21 protein-coding genes and 1 pseudogene are annotated in these 19401 nt (G+C 48.4%); 15 read left to right on the top strand and 7 right to left on the bottom strand.

Annotated elements, in window-relative coordinates:
- Nucleotides 1-204 precede the first annotated feature (204 nt).
- From FD09_RS08475 to FD09_RS08425, 12 genes and pseudogenes are all read left to right on the top strand, one after another.
- On the top strand, nucleotides 205-1314 hold the full coding sequence (locus FD09_RS08475) for a hypothetical protein (RefSeq protein ID WP_057820345.1): 1110 nt from the start codon (nucleotides 205-207) through the stop codon (nucleotides 1312-1314).
- A complete protein-coding gene (locus FD09_RS08470; protein WP_057820344.1) occupies nucleotides 1311-2507 on the top strand; it encodes a hypothetical protein in 1197 nt (398 codons plus the stop codon). Before FD09_RS08475 ends, FD09_RS08470 begins: the two co-directional genes overlap by 4 nt.
- 12 nt (nucleotides 2508-2519) lie before the next feature.
- Nucleotides 2520-3404, top strand: a complete 885-nt coding sequence (locus FD09_RS08465; RefSeq protein WP_057820342.1) for an ABC transporter ATP-binding protein — start codon at nucleotides 2520-2522, stop codon at nucleotides 3402-3404.
- Between the two features lie 174 nt (nucleotides 3405-3578).
- Entirely contained in the window at nucleotides 3579-4319 is a 741-nt protein-coding gene (locus FD09_RS08460) for a hypothetical protein (RefSeq protein ID WP_157053733.1), read from the top strand.
- Nucleotides 4291-4998 carry a hypothetical protein gene (locus tag FD09_RS08455; protein WP_057820338.1) on the top strand — a complete coding sequence of 236 codons (708 nt, stop codon included), beginning with the start codon at nucleotides 4291-4293 and terminating at the stop codon, nucleotides 4996-4998. The genes FD09_RS08460 and FD09_RS08455 overlap by 29 nt, the downstream gene beginning before the upstream one ends.
- 29 nt (nucleotides 4999-5027) lie before the next feature.
- On the top strand, nucleotides 5028-5693 hold the full coding sequence (locus FD09_RS08450) for an ABC transporter ATP-binding protein (protein ID WP_057820336.1): 666 nt from the start codon (nucleotides 5028-5030) through the stop codon (nucleotides 5691-5693).
- Nucleotides 5674-6132 (top strand): hypothetical protein, encoded by a 459-nt coding sequence (locus tag FD09_RS08445; RefSeq protein ID WP_057820334.1) that lies wholly within the window; start codon nucleotides 5674-5676, stop codon nucleotides 6130-6132. The genes FD09_RS08450 and FD09_RS08445 overlap by 20 nt, the downstream gene beginning before the upstream one ends.
- A gap of 153 nt (nucleotides 6133-6285) precedes the next feature.
- Nucleotides 6286-6465: a hypothetical protein gene (locus FD09_RS08440; RefSeq protein ID WP_057820332.1), complete on the top strand. Its 180-nt coding sequence runs from the start codon at nucleotides 6286-6288 to the stop codon at nucleotides 6463-6465.
- Nucleotides 6425-6733: pseudogene (locus FD09_RS08435) on the top strand (hypothetical protein); the annotation flags it as partial. The gene FD09_RS08440 and the pseudogene FD09_RS08435, both read left to right, overlap by 41 nt.
- Nucleotides 6734-6770: 37 nt before the next feature.
- The gene (locus tag FD09_RS17090) at nucleotides 6771-7058 is read left to right on the top strand and encodes a hypothetical protein (RefSeq protein ID WP_420806852.1); all 288 of its coding nucleotides are present in this window, start codon (nucleotides 6771-6773) and stop codon (nucleotides 7056-7058) included.
- 9 nt (nucleotides 7059-7067) lie between these two features.
- Entirely contained in the window at nucleotides 7068-7442 is a 375-nt protein-coding gene (locus FD09_RS17085) for a DUF2399 domain-containing protein (protein WP_420806851.1), read from the top strand.
- 381 nt (nucleotides 7443-7823) lie between these two features.
- Nucleotides 7824-9440, top strand: a complete 1617-nt coding sequence (locus tag FD09_RS08425; protein ID WP_057820328.1) for an ATP-binding cassette domain-containing protein — start codon at nucleotides 7824-7826, stop codon at nucleotides 9438-9440.
- 107 nt (nucleotides 9441-9547) lie between these two features.
- Here the strand turns inward: FD09_RS08425 and FD09_RS08420 are convergent, their stop codons facing one another.
- The gene (locus FD09_RS08420) at nucleotides 9548-10315 is read right to left on the bottom strand and encodes an SDR family NAD(P)-dependent oxidoreductase (protein ID WP_057820326.1); all 768 of its coding nucleotides are present in this window, start codon (nucleotides 10313-10315) and stop codon (nucleotides 9548-9550) included.
- Between the two features lie 185 nt (nucleotides 10316-10500).
- On the opposite strand from FD09_RS08420, the gene FD09_RS08415 reads away from it, so the two are divergent.
- Together FD09_RS08415 and FD09_RS08410 are read left to right on the top strand one after the other, a co-directional pair.
- Complete coding sequence (locus FD09_RS08415) at nucleotides 10501-11439, top strand: ABC transporter ATP-binding protein (RefSeq protein ID WP_057820325.1); 939 nt, start codon at nucleotides 10501-10503, stop codon at nucleotides 11437-11439.
- Nucleotides 11436-12200 (top strand): ABC transporter permease, encoded by a 765-nt coding sequence (locus tag FD09_RS08410; RefSeq protein ID WP_057820321.1) that lies wholly within the window; start codon nucleotides 11436-11438, stop codon nucleotides 12198-12200. The genes FD09_RS08415 and FD09_RS08410 overlap by 4 nt, the downstream gene beginning before the upstream one ends.
- Nucleotides 12201-12203: 3 nt before the next feature.
- Here the strand turns inward: FD09_RS08410 and FD09_RS08405 are convergent, their stop codons facing one another.
- From FD09_RS08405 to FD09_RS08395, 3 genes are read right to left on the bottom strand one after another with little or no spacing between them, the layout of a single operon-like run.
- Complete coding sequence (locus FD09_RS08405) at nucleotides 12204-12554, bottom strand: iron chaperone (RefSeq protein ID WP_057820319.1); 351 nt, start codon at nucleotides 12552-12554, stop codon at nucleotides 12204-12206.
- A 31-nt stretch (nucleotides 12555-12585) separates the two neighbouring features.
- Nucleotides 12586-13470: a sensor histidine kinase gene (locus FD09_RS08400; RefSeq protein WP_057820318.1), complete on the bottom strand. Its 885-nt coding sequence runs from the start codon at nucleotides 13468-13470 to the stop codon at nucleotides 12586-12588.
- On the bottom strand, nucleotides 13467-14168 hold the full coding sequence (locus FD09_RS08395) for a response regulator transcription factor (RefSeq protein ID WP_057820316.1): 702 nt from the start codon (nucleotides 14166-14168) through the stop codon (nucleotides 13467-13469). The genes FD09_RS08400 and FD09_RS08395 overlap by 4 nt, the downstream gene beginning before the upstream one ends.
- Before the next feature lie 176 nt (nucleotides 14169-14344).
- On the opposite strand from FD09_RS08395, the gene FD09_RS08390 reads away from it, so the two are divergent.
- A complete protein-coding gene (locus tag FD09_RS08390) occupies nucleotides 14345-14932 on the top strand; it encodes a GNAT family N-acetyltransferase (RefSeq protein ID WP_057820314.1) in 588 nt (195 codons plus the stop codon).
- Nucleotides 14933-15086: 154 nt separating this feature from the next.
- On the opposite strand, the gene FD09_RS08385 is transcribed toward FD09_RS08390, so the two are convergent.
- The 3 genes from FD09_RS08385 to nrdD all read right to left on the bottom strand — a co-directional run bounded on the left by FD09_RS08385 (nucleotide 15087) and on the right by nrdD (nucleotide 19128).
- Nucleotides 15087-15998 (bottom strand): LCP family protein, encoded by a 912-nt coding sequence (locus tag FD09_RS08385; protein ID WP_235812248.1) that lies wholly within the window; start codon nucleotides 15996-15998, stop codon nucleotides 15087-15089.
- A 193-nt stretch (nucleotides 15999-16191) separates the two neighbouring features.
- Complete coding sequence (gene nrdG, locus FD09_RS08380; protein ID WP_415649698.1) at nucleotides 16192-16815, bottom strand: anaerobic ribonucleoside-triphosphate reductase activating protein; 624 nt, start codon at nucleotides 16813-16815, stop codon at nucleotides 16192-16194.
- 123 nt (nucleotides 16816-16938) lie between these two features.
- A complete protein-coding gene (nrdD, locus tag FD09_RS08375) occupies nucleotides 16939-19128 on the bottom strand; it encodes an anaerobic ribonucleoside-triphosphate reductase (RefSeq protein ID WP_057820312.1) in 2190 nt (729 codons plus the stop codon).
- Nucleotides 19129-19401 lie beyond the last annotated feature (273 nt).

Below are 19401 nucleotides of genomic sequence, written 5' to 3'. Positions count from 1 at the left end.
GCCCCCTGCCGCCTCCGATTTCTCCGCATTGGCACTGTATCCATCGGTCTTCATCATGTTGGTCTAGTCACACTTACTTATCAGCTTTTCTATCGCTCACTTTTTCACCTTGCCTCATCATCTTAGTCGGGGTACTATGAGGGCACTGTGATGGTGCTTTATTTATTGCCATTATTTCCTCAGTCAACAGAAAGGAGCCAGCGTATGGCTGCTTTACAGCACTTTGCTTTCACCGCCTTTTGGCGCAATAAGAAAAACATTGCTGTCGCCCTATTTCTCCTGCTCTTCACCGCTGGTTTCCTCTATATTGCCCGGTATCAGGGAATCGGCGACCAATTGCGGCAAGTGACCGGGGTTCAGTTATCACTGAATGCCAATGTGAATCGGTATGATCAATACGCCACTGGGCAAAAGCGTAAGTTAGCAGTCTATCACAACCTGCTTGCGCAAAAACAAGCCTACGCAGAAGCCCAGGCGGGGATGTTACTGGGAGACCGCAGTATGCTGGCAGAGGGTAATCTGGATGTGGCCCGTATTCAATTGGCTGGTTACCGGTTAGGCTATACTGGTACGGCTGATTTGAACATTCCAGATGAATTTACCGTCCGGCAGAATTTAACGTTGGCAAAAGGTCTGGTCCACTCTAACCATCAAATTCAATTTCAAATCAACACCGCCATCAGCTATCTCATCTTGATCATGCAGGTGCTTGGTCCCTGGTTCTTTCTGGTTATTCTTTTACTGACCAGTGACATCTGGCTGGATAAACAGACGCACCTCTCTGTGATGGCCAATATCCCGGTCACGCCGCTGCAGCAAGCGTTGGCCAAGCTCACGGCGGGCACTAGCATGAGCTTGCTGCTAATCATCGGCGCCTTCATGACCGCCGGAATGACCGCCGGTGTCGCGTTTGGCTTTGGCGATTGGACTTATCCAGTGGTCACCACGGCCGGCCAGTTAACCACCGTCCCTTTTTGGCTGGCCTTAATTCTGTATCTTACGTTGGCAGCTGTTCTGACGTTTTTCACCGTGTGTTTGGCGCTGCTGCTTAACAGTCTGACTCACAATCTCTACGTCACTTTATTTGCTGGCGCAGCACTGTGGTGTGTGGGTATGTTATTCCCGACCGCATCCCACTGGCTCTGGTTTATTCCCACAGGCATCCTCAACCTCGGGGCTCTCTTCACGGGAGCCGCGACCACCCAAACCCCTTTGGCGCTCACCGGTCTAATTGGTCCGGTCGCGTTGCTACTGGGGTGGAGTGCGATTCTCCTCTACCTCTTTGGTCAAAATGAAAGGCGGGCCCAGCGATGACGATGATGTATTTTCACGTCCAATGGCTGCGTTTTTGGCATAATCGCAAAAACCAAGCGGTCACCCTAGTGGTGCTCATTGCCACACTGGCCTACTGTTTTTATTCCGTGCCCAGTTACCAGCCCACCTGGCCCATCGATCCGGTGACAATCAAAGCGACTCGAGATCGCCGTCGTTCGGAACTATCTCCTTTCAGCACCAGCAGTGCGGTCCAGGATTATCCAATCCTCGTTAAGCAGGCCACGGCTGAACTGGCCGCATTGGATCAGAAGGATTACCGGGCCTATGCCGCGGTAGCCCGGAAGCAAGTGCTATACGTGGATGAACGGATTGATCCGATGGCTTCGATCCAGTTTTATTTCTATCCCATGCCCTATTACGCGGATGATAATCCCTTTGCGCTGTATGATGGTCACTATGGCAGTCAGGAAATTGCCGCCCGGTACCTGGCCGTGAGCCGCTATCGCGGGGGTACTGTCACCGGTAATGTGTTGGAGGAACGGACTTCGTTGCAAACTTTGCAACGGACAATTAGTGGTGGTTTGACGCTATTCTTACTTTTAGGCGCAGTGTTCTTGGCCAATGATCTGGTCACCAACGACCGCCGCCATCGCACGGTCGTTCAAGGACTGCCCTTAACTCCTTGGCGCGCGTTAACGGCCAAAACCGGGTTGGCGTGGTTAGCCACCATGGGGATCACCGGTGGTTTCATCCTCATTTTGATATTGACCACAGTTTTTCGGTACGGCTTTGGCAGTTTGGGCATCCCCACCACCTTATTTCATTTACCGCCGGGCAGAACGGCCTATTTTTCCACCACGCCGTTGGGCCTGTATTTAGCCAAATGGCTGGTGTTGTTGGCCTTGCTTATTTGGTTATTCACGCGTCTAACGTTGTTGCTGTCAATTCTTTTTCGCAACGAGTACATTCCACTACTCTTAGCGGGTGGCGCGATCTTTTCCCAGGCGTTGTACCTAGAAAGCGGCGTCGGTGCCATTAAGAATTGGACAACGTGGACATTACTGACATATTTCGATGTGGGCAAGATATTAAGCGGTTATCAAAAATATCTCTACCAAACAGATCAAATCACTTTTAACCGCGGCCTGTTACTGATCGGTGGCGCTGTGCTGCTCGTGGAACTGATCGTCTTGCTGGTCACCCACCGCCGTCATTTTGCCTTAGTCCATTAGGAGGTTGTATCGATGCTCGAAATTAATCATGTGACTGTTTCTTTTCCCCAGAAGGGCCATGTGCTGGACGATTTATCATTAAAGATCAATCCTGGTGCTATTGTGGGCATCATTGCGCCCAATGGCACCGGTAAATCGACCTTGCTGCATGCCATTTTGAATACTGTTCATCCTGACAGCGGCGATGTGGTGGTGGACAATCTGCGGTACACCAATCAAAAAACGACACAGCAGATTCACACCCGGCTTTGCGCCTTTCCCGAACAGAGCGACCTCTTTGCCGAGCTTAGCGGTACGACCCATCTGCAACTCTATGCCAAGTTATGGCACAATCAGCGGACCACGCCAGCATCCATCAGTGCCCAGCTGCACATGACTGACTATATTGACCAACCCGTCCGGACCTATTCATTGGGCATGAAACAGCGGCTGTGCTTCGCCATGGTGCTGGCGTCTGATGCCCCCATCATGTTGCTGGATGAAGTGATGAACGGACTGGACCCGATCAATGTGGCATTGATTTCGGCCATCATTGAACAGTTACGCACGGACGGCAAGTTAATCGTGATCGTCTCGCATCTGTTGACGAACTTGCAGGAATATACAGACAGGGCATTGTTCATGAAAGGGGGCAAATTTGTGCTGGATGTGGATATGCATGCGGAGCAGCCGCAATATCTGAAGTATACTTTGGCCAATCCGACGACCACCCAGCAGCAATTTGCCCAGACTCGCCACGCCCTTGTTTTCCCCAATGGTCTAGTGGCGTTGCCGCTCACTGACCAGACCGATGATCAAATTGCTGAGTGGCTGGCTACCGTGCGGCCATGGTCTGCTACGGTGATGGTGGGACCAATTACCTTGGCGGAGCACTTTTCTCGGCTGTACGAATCCTGAATACGTATCATCACCCCTGCATTTTGCAGAAATTAGGAAAACTTAAGCCACGTTTCTCAGCCGCTTGTTTACACTTAACCTGTCTAGAACGTTATTCCAGGAAGCCAGGCGAAAACAATGCGCGCCATATTTCTCCGTATCCGCGCTCCCCGTTACAGTGTTGGTTTATTACTCATGCTGGTGGTAGTGTTACTGCACGTCACTTTGGGCATGCTGCCCGATGTACCGTACTTGGACGGTATCCGGGTCGACCATATCGCAGTCACAGAATGGATTGGCTTTGATCTTCAAAATTCCTACCTCACTGCCTTTACTTTCCTTCTCTCCATTGCGGTCATGCTGAGCCCAGCCACCACGATCACGGAAGACATCCGCAGCGGCGCTTGGATGTATCTGGCAAAGTCTTCTCGCCGCCGATATCTTATCCGCCATCTGACTGTTTCTTTCATTAGCGGCTTTTGCATTGCAGCAATACCTTTGACCGTTGATGCAGTCTTTGCGTACCTCCTTTTCCCTAATATCACACCCAACCTCGTCACCAATTATAACGAGGCCGTCGCTTCGACAGTCACCTATTGGAGTCAGTGGTATTATACCCAACCGGCACGCCTGATTGTAACGTACATCATTTTTATTGGTGCATTTGGCGGACTATTTGCATTATTGGGCAGTGCTCTCGGTGTGGCCACCCGGCGCCGTGTGGTTGCTTTAATTAGTCCCTTCGTTATGGTCTTGGCCCTCACCATTGGAACTAGTATTTTCCCACAATTTATTTCTTCCCCCGTCTTTGTGTTGAGTCCGCTTAGTCCCGCTTATCTGCCCACACTTTGGTCAGTATTCGTCACTTACGGAATCACATTGGTCTGTGCGATTGGAGGGATTCTTTTTGCCAGTAAACATCAGACAGAACTCTAGATTGCGCAGATGGCGATTGGCGGGTTTTATTTTAACGACCAGTGCCTTTCTCGCAAGCACAGCCCTCAGAATCCGCAGCGCAGATTCTGCCGATTACCTTTTGCTGTTCATTCGGGGCACCTTAACACCATTTTCCCTTTGCTATCTTTGGCTTCCTGCGATTTGGTTAACATTACTGGTTTGGCATCCTAAGGTTTTACAAATCACTGTCTATCACCTCAACTCCACTCGTCAGTTTATCCGTCTATTATGGAGACAAACCCTTCGATTTACCATTGTTCTCATGGTGGCCCAATTGCCGGCGATCGTCTTAGCCTGCTGGTACTCATGGCAAAGGGGGCAAGCCCTTATTCTCCAGAATAATGTCTTTGCACTCGCCGTTTGGCTTCTTGTATTGTGTTGGAATACCCTCTTTTCTTTCCTGCTACTGGGTATCCGCAACACCACCCGCGGGCCGTCGCCCATATTGCTTTGGGGCATCGTCCTCAGTGCTGTCAATCTATTCTTCTTTTCCTCCATGACCTGGCAGCTGGGCCCAGCTGAACTCTCTGCCCTGATCAACTCACCGGTGGTTAATTTACAGGTCTTGCTTTCCAATCTTGCTGAAACACTTATCTTCGGTGGATTATGTTGGTGGGGAGTGCGCTATCGACTAACCAAAATGGATTATTTAGGCTGATTCTTTCAGTGACCAATAAGGAGCGAAATATGTCCCCATTAATTCGTGTCACCCATGTGTCGAAGCAATTGAAAAAGCACCACGTATTAACCGATATCAACTTCACCGTGAATACTGGCGAAACATTGGGCATCAGCGGGCCAAACGGTTCCGGCAAAACTGTTTTGCTCAAGACAATTCTCGGATTTGTGCGCCCAGACACTGGGACAGTAATCGTCAATGGCCAAAAGATTCGCCAGGACATTCTATTTGCCCCGCACATCGGCTTTTCCTTTGGTGTTGAAGGCCAATTAGATTTTTATACCGGCAAACAAAATCTGGCACTGGTTGCGGCGGCGGCTAATTCATCCACCGACCAATCCGCCTTGTTGCAATTAGTTGGACTCGACCCAACGGATAAGCGTTTGGTGAAAGACTATTCTCTGGGGATGCGGCAACGGTTAAGCGTGGCCATGGCCTTGGTTAACGACGAGCCTATTTTAATCTTTGACGAACCGACCAATGCGTTGGATAAAAAGGGACAACTGGATCTGCAAGATCTCATTAAAACTTTGCACAAGCAGGGACGAACTCTCTTAATGACCAGCCATGATGAACGATTTTTACAATCTGTCACGGATCGCATCGTGTATTTGAATGAGGGCCGCCTGGCACAAGAAGAGGATGGGGAAACGGATGCAGAAACTCACGCGTAATTTTGTTTGGGCGGCACTGATCGGTATCGTCTTAATTTTCCTCATCATTGCCGGTTATGGATTAACCCACCGCCAACAAGTTGAACGATATGATGGTTTACAAATCATTGACCGCCAGCCAACTGCTGAGATTCACTTGCCCCGCATGACCTTGACCAAAATTGAACGACGCGGGTCAACAATTACATTTATGGCCACTAGTCAAAAAGATGCAGAAATTAACTGGGTAAGATGGTATGTCATGGATCGGACAACGCAGTATGTGAGCTTAATTGATTTGGCAAAGTTCCGAGTGGATGGCCAGTCTGCGCGAATCATTCCCCGTGGCAGACATCGGGTCAGTGTATTCATGGGGCAACAAGCCACACCAACCACCCAGATCGTTTACGCCCGTTATGACAGGATAAAGCATGCCTATATTAATCAAATAATTCATTAGTGACATCTCTTGTCACACTTTCCCGAATGATCGGTGAGCTGGAATAAAAATTTCAACCCTGCTGAATGTAGTGTCAATGCGGAGCAATCGGAGGTGGCAGGGGCTCAGTGGTGGGAACAGCAATAAACTTGACCCAAAAACCGGCAAGCCGTTTTGGCAGACAAGAAAAAAGATAAACAACAGCAAATTCAAATAGAACAAGTAATGCTAGATCCGCATTTCGATGAAACAATGGTAGCCAAGACCATCGCTGCGGCCAAGGAAAGTTTGAGTCACTTAATTGTGGATGACACCATTGCTCTTGGTGCCCAAAATGGTATTACGGCAGGCTAAAGAGACCGATTCCCCTTATCTGGTCATGTTCGCCGAATTTGCGGACAAACTGGATCCAGAAACGGCCAAATCCTTTGTCAATACAATTGCTCGGTTCGGTTTCTGCTTTATCGCCACCATGCCCACCGGTGCGCAAAATAAAGTCCTGGCCGACGACGTAGATAACATTGCGTATACGGTGCTCGCCCCTAAGCAGCAAGACGATGGTCAATTTCATCTGAACCGAGTTGAACCGGCATTGATTTGGCAAAAGGGGTCCGCCCAATGAGCCGATACCAACACGCATACACAGCCGCCACCGGTCGGTGCCAATTGAAGCCAATACGTTGGATGTGCTCTTTGACCAGATTGCAGCGGGGAAGACACTGCCGCCCCGCGCCCAACAGGCGGTTGCCTTGGGATTCACAGCCCATGGCTTGAATGACGCCAAAGAAAACCTGGCGCTGTTTGATTATTACCGCTGGGTGCTCACCAATTGCTTTGCGGCCGATCAATTCAACGAATTAACAGCTAAATTCATCGGCATGGCATTTACCAGCGCTAATGTTTTCCAAACCGACCTGCCCCAAGCAATCACATTGAATCCCTGGTAAATCAGCGCCATGCTGGACTTTCCATTGTCCACTAGCAAAGCCGTGGTCATCGAAAACAACGGTATCTTCGCCTTGCTGCACCAGCACCACCCCGACTGGCCGCTGATTGTGCAATCGGGCAATGATTTTAATCCAGCCTATGTGCAATTATTGCAACAATTAGAAAAACGCGGCGTCCAGTTCACCTACATTGGTGACCTCGACAGCCGCGGTATTCAGATGGCTGATCATTTCTACACTTTGCTCCAACAGACGCCAATCGAAACTGTCACTGCCCTGCAAGACCCCAAGACGGTGGCGCGCTGGGTATCGCTATATGGCAAAAAGGATGCCCAACGCACCCGCAAGCTTCTGTCCAACATTCTATCTATCAACGGGAATTGAATATTATCCATTTACAAAAAAGTTCGTGGAACAGGATCAGTTGATGGACGAATACGAAAACCTAATTCCACGTTGATTGGCCAAATAGTGAAAACACGGTCTCACCACGCATGCTCTCGAGTCATCACCAAACGAAATGGTCGTGTTACTGGATTTTTTTTGATTACTTAGTACTATTAAGGTGTAAGCGAAATCTATTTCTACATTTGGCATTAAATGTGCTTGAGAAATGACGCTAATGGACATTTCACAAACCACGTGGTTGTAAAGTTGGATTAGGTAATATCATTTCCCCACGCACTCAGCATTAAATTTCTTGAAATTCATTCAAGTAATTTTCTTATGCTTGTTTCAAGTTCCGCGTGAAGGGGGGTAACAGCAATGAAAAAATTAATTAGCCAATTCAAGTTTAAGATCTCGATCATCGCCATTCTGATCGCTCTTGGTACAGTATTAGAAACGGGAAGCAGTCTGGTTACAGCGTTCGCGATTAACCGCATGATATCCCGCCAGATCAGCCAATTCTTCCAATTTATGATATTGGCTGCACTTCTTTCATTTGCAGCATCGGGATTCGCATATTTTGGCCGGGTATTGTTTGTTGTCGTGTCTCAAAATATGACCCACACAATACGTAAACAATATGTGCGGCAACTCGTTAGCAACTACAAACCTTTTTCGAGCGTTTCTTCTTCCGACTCAGTCAACACGTTAACTAACGATATGCAATTACTTTTCCAAAACACTTTTACTGGTTATCTTGGGATCTTTGCCAGTTGTTGTAATATTCTCTTTGCCAGTATTGCCCTGATATCATTCAATTGGATGTTACTAATGGCTACCGCAGTGTTGGCCGCGATCATGATTTTACTACCCAGAATATTCAAGCATAAATTAAGTGAGGCCACACGAGCTATCTCTACTCGTAATACGGGATTTATTAGTGAAGCTACCAACTGGATCAATGGTTTAACTGATCTATTCTGGAGTAAGACGATCAATAAAGTGTGGCCGCAGATTCGTCAATCGTCAACGGATCTTGAAAATGCCTATATTCATCAGGCTAAAGTGAGCCAGAAAGTTTCCTTAGTCGAATCAATTATGAATATGGCTTCCCAATTTATTCTGGTTGTCTTCGGCGGCATTCTGGCTATTTACCGGATTATTACATTTGGTGCTGCAATGAGTACCGGCAATCTTGCTTTCCAAGCATTCAATGCACTTCTGACCATGTCCGATCGGCTGTCGTTGGCCATGTCTGGACATGCCATTGTGCAAGAAGTTGATCACATTATGAATGATGAGAAGCAGACCGATGATCAACCAACATCCGCAGATGTCATTATTAAGGGCAATGTGGACACGATTGAGGCAAAAAATCTCTCTTATCGTTTTTCGAATTCATCCAAGCAATTAGAATTCCCCGACTTTCACATCAGCAGGGGTGAGAAGGTTGCGGTCGTTGGTCCAAGTGGTGGCGGGAAGACGACACTGCTCAAGTTAATCTCAGGACGCCTGCGAAACTACAACGGTCTACTGAGAATTAACGACATTGATCAACAACAAATTGATTTTTCCAATGTGACAGATTACATGGACTTTATGCCACAAAAACCAACAGTCTTTCGTGCCACCCTATTGGAAAATATCGAACTCTTTCAAGAGGGGTCAAAGGAACAACTGCAAACGGCGATACAAAAAGCAAACATCGCAAGCTTAATTGAAAAAACGCCAGAAGGGTCCCTGGACTCCCCTGCCGAATCAATCTCGGGAGGCGAAGCGCAAAGAATTGCTCTGGCTAGAATCTTTTACCATAACCGAAAATTGGTTTTAGTCGATGAAGGTACATCCTCTCTAGATCCACAGAACGCTCAACTCGTTGTAAAAAGTCTGACAAGTGATCCAGAATTGACCGTGATCTTTGTGACACATACCACTGATTCCGGCTTGCTCAATCAGTTCGATCAAATTGTACGGTTAACAGGTACCCAGCAATAATAACCGGGTTGCTAAAGATGCGAAAAGAGCAGCAGGGTCAGGGAATCATCCCTCGTCCTGCTGCCCTTTTCTCGAATAAACACCATCGTTGTGTGGATGTCTTATTGTCAATAAGCCGTCCAGCCGCCATCAGCGACTAGCACAGCCCCATTAACGAACTTAGCCTCATCGGATACCAGATACAGCGCAGCATTCGCCATATCCTCACCAGTACCTTGGGGACCACTATATCCGCCCGCATCTCGCAATGCCTGATCACCCATTGGATCAGGATCGGTGATGGCGGCGCGGATATTCGTTTGAATCGTCCCAGGAGCCAAGGCATTGGCGCGCACCTTGCCTTGCACGCCATAAGTCGCCGCTATGTTCTTAGTTAGACCAATGACCCCGTGTTTCGATGCGACATAGGCCGCACCGCCCAGGGCGCCATAAAGACCGCCGACTGAGCTGACATTCAGAATCACACCGCCTGAGCTCTGGGTATTCATGATCGAGACTGCCTCTCGGCAAGCCCAGAATGGGGCGTACAGATTGATCTTTAGCACTCTGTCCCAAGTTTCATCGGTGGCGGTGACCACAGTCTTAAAGTTGTCCGGAATTCCTGCATTATTCACCAAAATATCCAATCGACCAAATTCTTTGACGGCACGATGGATCAGTGTCTTCACTGCCGCTTCATCACTGACATCAGTGACATCGGCCACTGCCGTACCGCCAGCATCGGTAATTTCCTTCACAGTCGCGTTGATCCAGGCTTCATCGCGATCACTGGCCAACACCTTGGCCCCTTCCTGGGCAAACCGGATGGCCATGGCTTTGCCCATGCCGTTACCGGCGCCGGTGATGATCAAGACTTTATTTGCTAAACGTGCCATTTCTGTCGTCTCCTTTATTTATGTGACACGGATCACAATTACGACTATAGTGTAGCCAGCCAGCCGCGCAGATGCCAGCAAAAAGGCTCCATGAAGCTGAGTTAATCTTTAATTAATATCCACTTAACGCCCCACTTAACAGTCATCCGATATGGTAGAGACAGTTAAGAAAGGAGCTGATCGTCATGGCGACAACTGCGTTACAACTCAGCGATGTAAGCAAAAAATTTGGTCGACAAACGGCGCTCAATCATATCAATATGACAATTGAACAGGGTGACATCTATGGTCTGATCGGCGAAAACGGCGCGGGTAAGAGTACACTGATGCGGCTTATCACTGGCTTGTCGCCGCTGCGCAATGGTCAAATTATGTTGTTAGGAGAGAACCGCGGCCAGGCCGGGTACGACCGGTCCTTGCAGCGCGTGGGGACCATTATTGAAAGCCCGGCGCTTTATCCCCATTTAACGGTCTATCAAAATTTGGTGGTCAGTGCCAAACAAAAAGGGGTAGCCAACCGCCAGGACATTCAAGATACGATTCAGTTCGTGGGATTAACAGAAAAGGCCAAGGTGAAAGCAAAAAGATTATCCCTTGGTCAGCGGCAACGACTTGGCTTGGCCATTGCTTTATTGGCGCAACCCGACTTTCTGATCTTAGATGAACCCATTAATGGGTTAGACCCCATGGGTATTATTGAGATCCGCGACTTGCTGCACCGGTTGAATACCGAGCAACAAACAACCATCCTCATCTCCAGCCATATCCTCACCGAACTGTATCAAGTCTGTACTCGTTTTGGCTTTATTCATCGCGGACATTTGATTCAAGAAATTACCAAAAAGGATTTGGATGCCGCTAACCAATCCGGCATTATTCTCCACGTGGCCGATGTGAATGCAGCGTCTGAAGTCTTGGATGCCCAGCATATTAAGCCGTTCAATGTGATGAACAACCATCAGATTATTATCTACAACAATACGCTGGATACTGGTGAAATTAATTATCAGTTGAATCACGCTGGCGTCCGCGTCGATGATATTCAAACTCAATCTGGTTCACTCGAAACCTATTTCACCACGCTACTGCAAAAAGCGGATCAGAAAGGCGGTGCGTCGGCATGATGCGCATCTTCAAAAGTGACCTTTATCGCTTATTTCATACCACTGGATTCTGGGTGACCCTCGCTGTCACCCTCATCGCAGCCGTGGTTTCGGCGGCCAACGAGGCGATCGGCGGAATCACGATGGGGACCTCGGCTTTAGAAAACATGGCTGCCCCGAATTGGACCGTCTACAATACGGCCCGGTATCTGTCCTTCAGTACAACGTATCTCCCCTACATTTTTATCGGTCTCTTCGTCATTTTGATCGGTTATGAATTCAGTCAACAAACATACAAAAATACCCTCACGGCGGGGATTGGCCGATGGCAATTTATCATCAGTAAGAATCTCACCCTACTGTTGACCGTTGGCGTACTCATCGCCCTGTTTTTCTTTAGCGGCGTGTTAACCTCCGCAATCGCTGGTCGACCGATGGGGGCCTCAGTGGGCAAAATAATCAGTCGAATTCTGTTGTATACCGGCTCGCAACTGGTGGGGATTGCCGCCGTGTATGCCCTCGCCACGATTTTGCTGGTGCTGTTTCACAGTACGGTGATTTCCGCTGTTTTCATCGTTGTTTTTCCATTATTTGTACCTGGATTCAACACTTTTGTTCACTGGTCTTGGCTGAAGTACATTGATTTTCTATCCACCAGTCAAAACTTAACGGCTGGCATTCTCAGCAACCAAACGCTGAGCCGGTTTATTCTAGTTTCTGTCCTCACTACCATCATTGCATGGCTGGCGAGTGCGCTGATTTTAAAGAATCAAGAACTTTAGCCATTACGCTTGGGTATTATGTGCCAGACACCAGCGGGCAATATCGGTAATGAGGGCCAGTGGCAACGGGGCATCATTGGGTAATTGAATACTGCCCTTGCCGGTCTTGTACCCTGTCAACTGATCTGCAAAAACCGTGGTGGCTGTGCCGCCGGGATATAATCCAATGTGGTTTTTGAACGCCGCAAAGTGGATCAAGTTGCGGTGTTGCCAAAATGTGGGCATTTGATAGGATATTTTCTCTGCGGCGTCCGGCATGACGGCTTTAATCGTGTGATACACAGACGTTAACCGCGGTTGAATGTCTTTGGTCTGAGCCAGGATGTATTCTTCAATGATTGTTGATTCTAACATTGATTTCTCCCTCACTTCTTTTGACTTTCAGCTATGATTCACTGACACCTGGGAAAGTAATCTGAACCACAAATTGTGTCCGCGTAGACGCGGCCAGTGATACGGTACCGCCCAATCGCTGGACCAGCGTTTGCATGATATTCAGTCCTAAGCCGCTGCTCTGGGCAGTCTGATGGGCGGTCGCAAACCGCGCTAAGAGCGCCGCCACATTCGGAATTGGCTCTGCCACGGCATTAGCAAAGGTAAACTGAACGCGTTGATCTGCTAACCGTTCCCCCTGAATAGTTGGCTGACCCACCCCGTAAGTTAGAATGTTGCCGATCAAGTTCTGGAATACTCGGCTCAACAAGCGTTCATCGGTGCGAATAGTGAGATTTGGAGCCAATTCGATATCAGGAGTCAGCTTTTTCGCCGTAAACGTATCGTAGTAGGTCAACAGCAGCCGGCTTAATAAGTCGGTGACATTCACCGACTGCAAGGTTAATCCGCTGTTGGTTTCTTGTAACAAGCTAAAATTCATCAAGGTATCCACATAGTGGCTGACAGTCGCCAAGCTGTCAGCCACTTTTTGTGTCCGGGCACGATCCTCCGGGGCAGGGGCGTTCTTCTGAACAAGCTGATTGTATCCGGCCGCGATGGCCAACGGTGTTTTGATATCATGCACTAGATTGGTCATTAACTGCCGCACCCGGGCATCTTCCTGTTGGCGGGTCCGAAGCAAATGACGGGTCGTATCCAATGTGGTATTGATTTCTTGCACCAGGGGCCGGTGCACCGCTAATGTGGCCGTCACCTTGGCATTGGTGTTCGTTTGATTGATACGGGTCAGTTCTCGCTTAATTCGCCGCATGTCCAATAAGAGAATGACAACGACAAGGATGAGGACAACAATCACTAGCCACAGCAGTATCATCATTGGCCTGCCTCCGCGTGCGGGGCAAAACGAACTCCTAATCCCCCCAACGATTGAATGTATTGTGGTCCACCAGGCTGATTGATTTTTTTGCGCAGGTTGCTCAGATGCACCGCCAACGTGTTTTCACCACCGATATAGGGCTCATGCCACACCGCTGTATAAAGGTCAGCCTTAGGAAAGACCTGCTGGGGATGACCCATGAGCAGTTTCAAAATGGCATACTCTTTCTTAGCCAAGGGAAAAGATTGATCCCCCACTTGGACTGTATAGGCGGTGGGGTCCAGAATAATGTCGCCAATTTGCAAGGTCGCCTGGGACACTGGTCTCCCCGCAGTGTTGGCAGTCCGCAATTGCACCCGAATCCGTGCAGTCAACTCATCGAGATCAAAGGGTTTGGTTAAATAGTCATTGGCACCGGCCTCTAACAAATCGACCACCTTGCCCTTATCTTGCACCGCCGTCAGCACCAGTATCGGCACGGTACTGGTCTTGCGCACCGTCTTCAACACACTTTCACCGCTCACGATGGGCAGCATCAAATCCAAAATCACCAAATCCGGAGGATCCGCCAAGACCTGTGAGATGCCAGTTGCCCCGTCTTGAACATAGCTGACAGCAAAATCTTCCTGCAAAGTCTCCACCAACAGATCATCCAAACTCTGGTTGTCCTCAATCACCAATATCCGCGGCTTGTTCATTACTGTCCATCTCCCATCTCACCCATTATACCAATCTCGGACTACTGGTCCCACTGGATAGAAAAGGCTTACGAAACTTCTTGACACCACTCGAACAATCCGGCAAACTATGCTTATCGAGACTGATCACACGTTCCCCTTGTGTAATCGTGTGAATCTATTGAGGAGGAAGAAAAATGACTGATGTTTTCGCCCAATGTCCGATCTTTACCAGTACGCACTACCTTGCCCGCCAAACGACACCCAAAGATGCAAATGATTTATTGCAGGTATACAGCGACCCCGCCGCCGTCCCGTTATTCAATAGCGATAATTGCGGTGGTGATGATTTCCACTACCAAACATTAGCCAGAATGACGAAGGCAATTGCGTATTGGCAGACGGAATATGCCTATCACGGTTTTGTCCGGTGGTCCATCATTGATCGACAAACAAAAAAAGCCATCGGCACCGTGGAAATTTTTGATCGGCATGCCGATGACTTCTTTGATGATACGGCAATCTTGCGACTAGATTTAGGCAGTGCGTATGAACAATCAGAAGCAATCGCTGAAATCATGAATCTATTTCTTCCCCAAATTACCAATTGTTTTGTTTCTTCAAATGTGGCTACCAAGGCGCCGCGTGCGGCTCATGCTCGAATTGATGCGCTGAAACAGCTGGGCTTCACTGGCTCATCAGAAGTCCTGGTGGGCCACGATGGCACGGCGTATACGGACTATTTCACTCTTCCAACCCGCCTAGCAGCAATCAAGGTAAATTAAATATCGTGTAATTCTGATTGTCGGTGGCGTTAAATTTGAAATTGGGATTTTTAGCATTCTGTTGGGTTTCCGCGTTGACCAGGACTTCTTTAGATAAGCCCAGACTCTCCCGGGTCTTATCCGACACCCGTTGCAACTCGCTGGTGCCGGCGACTTAATAGGCCAGCGGGAACGAATACTCCGGTGTTTGAACCAACGCGTTTTGCCCGTGCAGCGTATCGGTAGACACAGTCTTCGCCGCACCGCGATAATGACTGAAGATGCCGACCATATCGTCAAAGCTGAGATCGGTGGATAAATTACCAGAGATGGATTTAAGCAACGCCGTAAAATGGGTAATCCCATTCATTGAGATGGCCTTACTCAATACCGCTTTGATCACTTGCTGCTGCCGTTCTTGCCGACCGTAGTCACCCTTTTGCACATCTTCATGGCGCATCCGCGCGTAAGCCAGGGCCATGTTGCCGTTCAGATGCATGGGCCCCTTGGTGAAGTGCTGCCCGCCAGTATAGTGGCTGGTGAATGAGAAAGGCACGTCCACATCAATACCGCCCACGGCATTCACGATTTGTTCCATACCGCCCATGTTGACGGTGACGTAATAATTAATAGGAATGTTCAACAGCTTAGAAATTGTGTTCTTGGCCATGGTCGAGCTGCCCACATTATAGGCGGCATTCACTTTTTGCATGTTGAATTGGCGGGTACCAATCAGCTGGGCTGCTGTGTCCCGGGGAATACTTACCAACAATGTCTTCTTTGTTTTGGGATTAATCGTGGCGACGATCATGGTGTCTGAATTTCCCTTATCGATGCGTCCTTCAGCCCCTGTATCGACTCCCAATAACAAGATTGAGATCGGTCGTTGATCGGAAAAGTTGGCCACAGCGTTGGCGCTTTTCCCAGTAAATGTTTGTCCAATTGAATCACGGGCAACAAAATACAGGCGCAGGGCATAGGCACTCGCACTCATGATGAGCAGGAAAGCGAGTAGAAATACGACCTTCATCACCCCATGCGTCACCCGCTGCTCTTTACCGCGTTGCCGATGTAAGTTGTTTGCCATTCTAGACACACCTCACCATTATGGTTGACTCTAATTATATCAATTTCAATTTAAAATCCACAAAATAATCAAGACTTTAATTTATCTTGAGATGTTTTCAGCGTTAACCACAAAAACAGCCAGTACCTATCCGTCATCTCTGACAGGCACTGACTGTTTTTCAAATCAAATGGATAGTGACTGATAAAACTGGTCACTTGACCAGTCGGGGCCAGATCACCACTTTATTTTGTTGCAGTGAAGCTGGTACATCGATGATCCGCTGATTGCTAGAACCGCGGAATTGCAAAGTTAAATCTTTTTGCGCTTCCAAGAATCGGCCATCCACCAAAATATCCAGCATACTGAGTAGTTCCAGCTTATCTGCCGATTCTTTTTGCAATTCGTCCCAAGTGTACCCGGTCCAGGACCAAATATCTTTGGTGTGACCGAATCTCTCTCGAATTGCCCGACACAATTTCAGGCAGACCTGCGTATTCAGAAACGGTTCGCCGCCCAGCAGCGTGATACCCTGCACGTAAGAGTGCGATAGGTCAGCCAGAATCTTTTCTTGGACTTCGTCCGTATAAGGTTGACCGTAATGGAAGTTTTGGGCGACGGCATTGTAGCACCCCGGGCAAGCAAATTTGCACCCAGAAACATACAAACTACACCGCACACCTTCCCCGTCCACCATCACAAAAGGCTTGTAACTGGCATAGTAACCCAAGGACAAATCCTTGGCCAACCATTCCTGGGGCTTGGGGTTCTTCGGCAGTCGGGCAATTTTTTTCTTGCTCTCTTTGTCCATACGCTTTTGAATTTCTGTACGATCCATTGAATTTATTACTTCCTTACTACCATCTCTCGAGGACAAATCATGCTAATTTGAAAGTGTAGAAGATTCACGGCTATATAGTGCCATTACGTAGCAAGCTGCGGCACGGCAATAGAGCCATTTTTAATAGCGTGCGTTCGCGATTTGATCGTTGCTAAAGCTCATATGCTTCACCCGGTGAATAATTTCTTCTTGACGGCCATGAACCATCGGCCGCTTATTGGGATTGCCCAAATAACCGCATAACCGCTTCACAACATCACACGTTTCAGGATCGTGGTTGCCGCATTCTGGACATTCGTAACCCTTCGCGGTCGCCTTGAACTCACCCTTGAAACCACACTTGAAGCATTGATCAATGGGGGTGTTGGTACCCAAATAACCAATTTTGTCATAGGCATAGTCCCAGACAGCTTCCAGCGCTTTCGGGTTTTGTTTCAAATTCGGATATTCACAGTAGTGGATAAAACCCCCTGCACTGTATTGGGGATAATCCTTTTCAAAATCGAGCTTCTCAAACGGCGTCACTTTCTTGCGAACATCGTAATGGAAGGAGTTGGTGTAATATTCCTTATCGGTGATGTCTTTGACAACGCCGAATTTCTTCCGGTCATCCCGGCAGAAGGTGTCCGTTAATGACTCACTGGGCGTGCCGTAAACAGAGAAGTGATACCCGTATTCTTTCTCCCACTTCTTGCAGTGGTCCGCCATGGACTTCACAATGCTGACAGAAAAGGCCTTAGCTTCAGGATTGTGTTCCCAATTGGGGCCGTAGAAGACGGTACCGACTTCGTACAGGCCAATGTAACCCAATGATACAGTAGCCCGGCTGTTGCGGAACAGGGAATCCACAGTATCTGTGGAGGCCAACCGATGACCAAAGGCACCATACTTATACAAGATTGGAGCACTTTCGGGCGTCGCCTCCTTGGTCCGTTGTACCTTGTATACCAGACCCTGCTTGCAGATATTCATGCGTTCTTCGAAGATTTCCCAGAACTTCTGTTGGTCACCCTTGGATTCCATGGCGATCCGGGGCAAGTTCACCGTGATCACGCCCAGGTTCATCCGCCCGGAATTGACCTCTTTCCCGGTTTCAGGATCAGTCCAGCCCTGCAAGAACGAACGGCAACCCATAGGCGCTTTGAAGGAGCCAGTCAATTTTTTAATCATATCGTAGGACAAAACATCGGGATACATCCGTTTGGTGGCACATTCAATGGCCAGTTGTTTGATGTCGTAGTTGGGGTCTTCTGGATGCAAATTCAGGCCCTTCTTCAAGGTAAAGACCAGCTTCGGGAAAATGGCCGTCCGCTTTTCCCTACCCAAGCCAAGAATTCGAATCCGCAAAATATCCTTCTGAATTTCCCGTTCGATCCAACTCTTCCCCAAGCCAAAGCCAACGGTCACAAAAGGCGTCTGGCCTTGGGTTGAATACAATGTATTGACTTGATATTCCAATGTTTGTAAGGCATCATAAATGTCCTTGCGAGTCCGTTCCTTGGCAAAGGCGTCTACCTTGGCCGGGTCGTCAGTCAATTCCTTGGCTTCCCGGATATGTTTTTGGTAGTTTTTTTCAGCGAAGGGGGCCAAAACTTCATCCGTCCGGTCACTGGAACAGCCGCCGTATTGGGAAGAGGCGACGTTAGCGATGATTTGCGTCATCTGGGTCACTGCTACCCCAATACTGTGGGCAGGTTCAACTTCGGCATTGCCAATGGCAAAGCCGTGGGTCAACATGTATTTGAAATCAATCAGGCAACAGTTGGTTTCTGCCATGTAGGGGGTATAGTCCAAATCATGCCAGTGGATGTCTCCGCGCACATGGGCGTTGGCCACGGCTTTGGGCATCATCTTTAACCCGATGGCCTTGGCCACTGCGCCAGCCGTCAAGTCCCGCTGGGTCGAAAATACCCGACTATCCTTGTTGGCATTTTCATTCACAACGGTCTTATCCTTATTTAACAGCCGGTCGATTTGGAAATTGACATCCCGCCGCTGTTTCCGTTTCAGATCTTGTTTCAGCCGATATTGAGTGTAGCTTTCGGCCCAGTCATATTTACCATCATTAATTAGCGATTGTTCTACGATGTTTTGAATCTCAGAGATTTCCACATCAGTCGTATAGCGGTCTTGGATTTTGGCGACCACATCATTAGTAATATCGTCGATGGTGTTGGTGTCCGCGGGGGACAACTCACCGACACTCTGGGCCGCCTTTGTAATTGCCCGTTGAATTTTGCTGGCATCAAAACTGACGATGCGGCCGTCGCGCTTTTTGATTTTTGTTGTGACTGTGTGTACCTCTAACATCGTGACCACTCCTTCTTGAAGATAGCACCCATGTGCGGCCAACTGTACCAACGGTTCATCCGTTGCCACTACATGATGTGTTCATGAATCATATTAACACAACATATGGCATATGGGTATTACAATTTACAGAATTGGCGAAATAGTTAACAGGTGTACTGACGCTTCTGAATCTCCGTCAAAAGTCAAGCACCCCAAGACAAGTTCTACGGTATCTTTTTTGGACTAATCAATTGTGCACTACCAGATTGTTCAACGCTGAATTGTCTACTA

This window comes from Schleiferilactobacillus perolens DSM 12744 (assembly GCF_001435585.1).
GTDB classification, from domain to species: Bacteria; Bacillota; Bacilli; order Lactobacillales; family Lactobacillaceae; genus Schleiferilactobacillus; species Schleiferilactobacillus perolens.
The sequence above is the reverse complement of the archived record's forward strand: the minus strand, read 5'-3'. Positions and strand labels throughout refer to the sequence as shown.

What these genes read in the sequence shown, in the direction of transcription:
- FD09_RS08475 (WP_057820345.1), top strand. Translation starts at nt 205, where the DNA reads ATGGCTGCTTTACAGCACTTTGCTTTCACCGCCTTTTGGCGCAATAAG.
- FD09_RS08470 (WP_057820344.1), top strand. Translation starts at nt 1,311, where the DNA reads ATGACGATGATGTATTTTCACGTCCAATGGCTGCGTTTTTGGCATAAT.
- FD09_RS08465 (WP_057820342.1), top strand. Translation starts at nt 2,520, where the DNA reads ATGCTCGAAATTAATCATGTGACTGTTTCTTTTCCCCAGAAGGGCCAT.
- FD09_RS08460 (WP_157053733.1), top strand. Translation starts at nt 3,579, where the DNA reads ATGCTGGTGGTAGTGTTACTGCACGTCACTTTGGGCATGCTGCCCGAT.
- FD09_RS08450 (WP_057820336.1), top strand. Translation starts at nt 5,028, where the DNA reads ATGTCCCCATTAATTCGTGTCACCCATGTGTCGAAGCAATTGAAAAAG.
- FD09_RS08445 (WP_057820334.1), top strand. Translation starts at nt 5,674, where the DNA reads ATGCAGAAACTCACGCGTAATTTTGTTTGGGCGGCACTGATCGGTATC.
- FD09_RS17085 (WP_420806851.1), top strand. Translation starts at nt 7,068, where the DNA reads ATGCTGGACTTTCCATTGTCCACTAGCAAAGCCGTGGTCATCGAAAAC.
- FD09_RS08425 (WP_057820328.1), top strand. Translation starts at nt 7,824, where the DNA reads ATGAAAAAATTAATTAGCCAATTCAAGTTTAAGATCTCGATCATCGCC.
- FD09_RS08420 (WP_057820326.1), bottom strand. Translation starts at nt 10,315, where the DNA reads ATGGCACGTTTAGCAAATAAAGTCTTGATCATCACCGGCGCCGGTAAC.
- FD09_RS08415 (WP_057820325.1), top strand. Translation starts at nt 10,501, where the DNA reads ATGGCGACAACTGCGTTACAACTCAGCGATGTAAGCAAAAAATTTGGT.
- FD09_RS08410 (WP_057820321.1), top strand. Translation starts at nt 11,436, where the DNA reads ATGATGCGCATCTTCAAAAGTGACCTTTATCGCTTATTTCATACCACT.
- FD09_RS08405 (WP_057820319.1), bottom strand. Translation starts at nt 12,554, where the DNA reads ATGTTAGAATCAACAATCATTGAAGAATACATCCTGGCTCAGACCAAA.
- FD09_RS08400 (WP_057820318.1), bottom strand. Translation starts at nt 13,470, where the DNA reads ATGATGATACTGCTGTGGCTAGTGATTGTTGTCCTCATCCTTGTCGTT.
- FD09_RS08395 (WP_057820316.1), bottom strand. Translation starts at nt 14,168, where the DNA reads ATGAACAAGCCGCGGATATTGGTGATTGAGGACAACCAGAGTTTGGAT.
- FD09_RS08390 (WP_057820314.1), top strand. Translation starts at nt 14,345, where the DNA reads ATGACTGATGTTTTCGCCCAATGTCCGATCTTTACCAGTACGCACTAC.
- FD09_RS08385 (WP_235812248.1), bottom strand. Translation starts at nt 15,998, where the DNA reads ATGGCAAACAACTTACATCGGCAACGCGGTAAAGAGCAGCGGGTGACG.
- nrdG (WP_415649698.1), bottom strand. Translation starts at nt 16,815, where the DNA reads ATGGATCGTACAGAAATTCAAAAGCGTATGGACAAAGAGAGCAAGAAA.
- nrdD (WP_057820312.1), bottom strand. Translation starts at nt 19,128, where the DNA reads ATGTTAGAGGTACACACAGTCACAACAAAAATCAAAAAGCGCGACGGC.